Genomic DNA, 3,701 nt, shown 5'->3' with positions numbered 1-3,701 from the left:
CTAGCTTCTTGAAAAAATCGAGCATTGCATCGGCATCAACTGTCTTATATTCCTCTGTAAAAATCTTCATTCCTGTCAGGCAAAGAGCTCCAGCAATCAGGGTTTAAGGTCTCCTTTGAATCGGAACCAATATAGATTAAGATTTTAATAAAAGAAATTTAGCTTGATTTCTTCCTATTCGATAATGTGTATTTATACTCGTTTATACATGCCATAATTGCACAAAAAAAAGGGGTTACTCCTTAGACGGAGTAGGTTAAACTCTCCAATATAAACGAGATTTTTTCAAATCTCAAAACTGCTCGTTAAAGAGCAAAAAAATGAGGAGCAACCCATGAAGCCATTATATTGGATTAGATGTATCGATGAAAAACTTTTATCTGTGTGTTGAATGAACAGTTGCTGGCTTTGAAAGTGGCTGTTTATCACATTTATCTATGCCTTAAAGCGATGAGCGCGAATAGAGACCTTGATTTACTTGTTTATAAAATTGGTTTTAATAAAAGCTCGAATAACCTGTTTTGGAGAAATGTACAATTGCCATCTTTCTTGCCGAAGACGAAACCCTTTAAAGTTTGGAATAAAGCGATAAGGTGTAATCACTTTAGTAGAGAACCAGCTGGGGCGCCAAAGGGCCATTTGTTTTTGGCAAGAAGCGATAACAAGGGTAGGGATTTGCAAATTCGAAGCTAAATGGACTGTTCCAGACTCGTTACCGATAAGAAAAGCAGACTCGTAAATAAATCCCGCTAATTCATGTAAAGAGGGAAAAAAAGGTAGAGGAAATCTATCTTTAACCAATAAACACCACTCAGGACGCTCTGAAGGACTGACGCAGAAAGCCACTTCATAACCCTTTTGAACCAAATTTTGAGCTACTTTAATAAATTTATGAGCACTCCATGTTCGTAAAGGCGTTGTACTTGTTGGATGTATCAATACTCGTTTTGGATAGCGATTTTGCTTAAATTCACAGGGGATAACCAATCCGTTGTTTTTTGAAACCTCTGGGCACTGTAAAATAGAAGCAATGGCTCCTACGATATTATCAACCATAGAGCGTGAGCGGTCAAAAACCCGATCTAGTGAAGTTAAACGAGCGTGTTTTCTTTCTTCATAACTAGAATAAAAAACGCTTAATTTATAAAGCTTCCCAAGCTTGTAGAGATCAATGATGGCATTTGATAAAGAACTATTATCATTTTGCAGAATGATGATCTCATAAGCAGAAAGCTGCTTTTCAAGTTCCTTTAGAGAAGAGCGTTTTTTTAAATGATGATTGGGGAACCATGTATTGAGTTGGGGGAGAGAATCCTGGTAGGTAGTAACCATATATCCTTTTGAAAAAAGATATTGAGAAGCAATCATCATAAGAAGACCATCTCCCATTCCCTGTGAACAAATAACAGCAGCTTTCATGCGCTTGCCTGTTTAAGCTTATGAAACGCTTTTAGTGTGCGCGAAACCGAAATAAAGTGCTGCCAAAAATTTTCCCTGATAGGAAGATAGAGGCCTTTGAAATTGGGAAGAGGAAAGGGAAGAGTTACAATATGGCCTGTATGCCAATCAGGGCGCCAAAGACGCACTCTCTTAGGATTTCCAGAAATGGTTAATGTGGGAATGCCGAGGTTTGAGGCTAAATGGCCAATTCCTGAATCATTTCCAATAAAAACCCCCGATTCATATATATAAGTTGCAACCTCGCTCAGATCACAAAAAGAAGGAAGCTCAAATCCTTCTTTTTCCACATGAAGCCAATCAGCACGCTCAGATGGGCTAACAGAAAAGCCAATGCAATAGCCTTCATTTTGCAGGCGATATGCTAGAGCAAGGAACTGAGAAGAAAACCAATTTCTTTTTGGATCATTGCTAGTCGGATGTATCACAATGCGTTTAACAAATCTGCGGCGTATTCCTTTTGGAATATAAATACCGTTTTCTTTGGTTGCGTTCTGTATTTGGAGCACTGTTTGACAGGCTCGGCAAATATTAGACGCAATAGGAAGCCGCGGATCAAAAAGAAAATCTCCTTCTTGAAATTTAGGAGAAGTCGTAGGGAAAAAAAAGGTGAGATTATTCAATTTTTTTGCTTCGCGCAGTCCAAAAAGGTCATAAGCTCTTTTCGAGTGATCGTTTTCGATAATAACGCGCTCAAATGGGACGAAGGTTTTTTCTAACTGATCAGGATAAGGGAGAATGCAAACATCTTTAAAAAGAGAGGTCAACTCTTTTGCATAACTATGAAAAACAGTTGGTTCATATCCAGAGCATTTGAATTGATGGGCTACAATCATCATAAGCAGAGCATCGCCTAAGCCCTGAGCACACATAATAGCTACTTTTTTCATTGCAGGTAAGATTCTTTCAGGTTACTTAGAATAATATGCAAATAATAAAGTTTAAAGCAAGATTGCAGAATACCGAACGGTTTTAATGGGGCATGGGGCAATTACAACGAATTCTGCATTATCAGTTACCCACAAGAGCTTCTTGATCCTTATTTTACAATCGCCTGCCTATTCTTTTTTTAATTCTTCTGTGCACTTTAAACTTGAAAAGATAAATAATAATATGTTAAATTTTTTACCAATTCATTAATGAATGGGAGTTTTATGGGTATTAATTCTACAAGTGATTATGGAGCTTCTTATATTTACTATCCTTTTCCAAGCTTGCCGCTAGGGCACGCTGAATTAGAGATAAATGGAAAGTCGTATACATTCACCAATATAACCGAAATTAGGGATACAATTATAACCGAAATTAGGGATACAATGTGCTGCAGTCAAATAGATGTAGGAGAAACTAGGAAAGTAAAAAGTTTACCGCGGATAAAAATTTTATCGCAGATGATTGAACGTGCAAAGAGCAGAACAAGATGTGGATCGTCGTTTTTTCGTTTTAACATTTCTGTGACACCAAACCAACTTGATGAATTAAAAAAAAATGCTGTAAGAATAAACAGTATAAATTGTTCTGTAGGTGTAGCGAAGGCTCTCAAACAATTTACAGACCTTAAGATTCCTCCGCTGTTTGTAATATCCCCATTAGCATTAGCCTTCTATTTGACCATGGCTAATAAGCTCGGTTCGCAACACGTTTCTCAAATTGAATTTCATCATAATAGTTCATTAAAAAATCTATCTAAAAGCATTTTAGGGGGTTTAGTGGAAGCTGCAGGGCTTTTTTCATTAGTGTTTATTATTACACAGAGTAATTTACGGGATATTTATTATTTTATATTTGATAGTAATTCATTTGATAGTAATTCATCAGAGATTGCAAAAAACTCTATAGGGCTTCTTTTATTATGGTCTATTATATTGGATGGTTATTATTTAAGATCTTGTAGCAATCTATTAATAAAATCCGCTGAAATCTCTAGACAGCTTCTCGGATACAGTTTAAGGTTTATCGGATTCGGATACACTTTAGGGCTTATTATGTGGGATGATTATCCTTCTTCTTGTTTTTGCGGTTATGCTTGCTTGAAATCCATATAACGGCGAATCTCTGGCTAGGGGTCAGTTTTTTCATACTCAATAGCTTAAACACAAAACAAAATATTTTTCTATACGATTGAATCGGAACCACTATATACTCTAGAGAGAGCTGACTTAGAACACAAGTTAAAGCATCCAAAAGACTATTCTGAACGGAATAGGCTTTGTGTAATTTTGGGCTATGATGAGGGTATCTCA

Annotated in this window: 3 protein-coding genes; 1 reads left to right on the top strand and 2 read right to left on the bottom strand. The window is 36.6% G+C overall.

Annotated elements, in window-relative coordinates; translation table 11 throughout:
- Positions 1 to 474 precede the first annotated feature (474 nt).
- Together RHOW815_RS06940 and RHOW815_RS06935 are read right to left on the bottom strand one after the other, a co-directional pair.
- Positions 475 to 1,419, bottom strand: a complete 945-nt coding sequence (locus RHOW815_RS06940) for a glycosyltransferase family 9 protein (RefSeq protein WP_215217594.1) — start codon at positions 1,417 to 1,419, stop codon at positions 475 to 477.
- A complete protein-coding gene (locus RHOW815_RS06935; protein ID WP_215217593.1) occupies positions 1,416 to 2,348 on the bottom strand; it encodes a glycosyltransferase family 9 protein in 933 nt (310 codons plus the stop codon). The genes RHOW815_RS06940 and RHOW815_RS06935 overlap by 4 nt, the downstream gene beginning before the upstream one ends.
- Before the next feature lie 264 nt (positions 2,349 to 2,612).
- Between RHOW815_RS06935 and RHOW815_RS06930 the strand changes: the two genes are divergently transcribed.
- A complete protein-coding gene (locus RHOW815_RS06930; protein WP_215217592.1) occupies positions 2,613 to 3,503 on the top strand; it encodes a hypothetical protein in 891 nt (296 codons plus the stop codon).
- Positions 3,504 to 3,701: the final 198 nt, after the last annotated feature.

This window comes from Candidatus Rhabdochlamydia sp. W815, assembly GCF_018642185.1.
Classification (GTDB): Bacteria; Chlamydiota; Chlamydiia; order Chlamydiales; family Rhabdochlamydiaceae; genus Rhabdochlamydia; species Rhabdochlamydia oedothoracis.
Note: the sequence above shows the minus strand (reverse complement) of the source record. Positions and strands in the feature narration are given on the sequence as shown.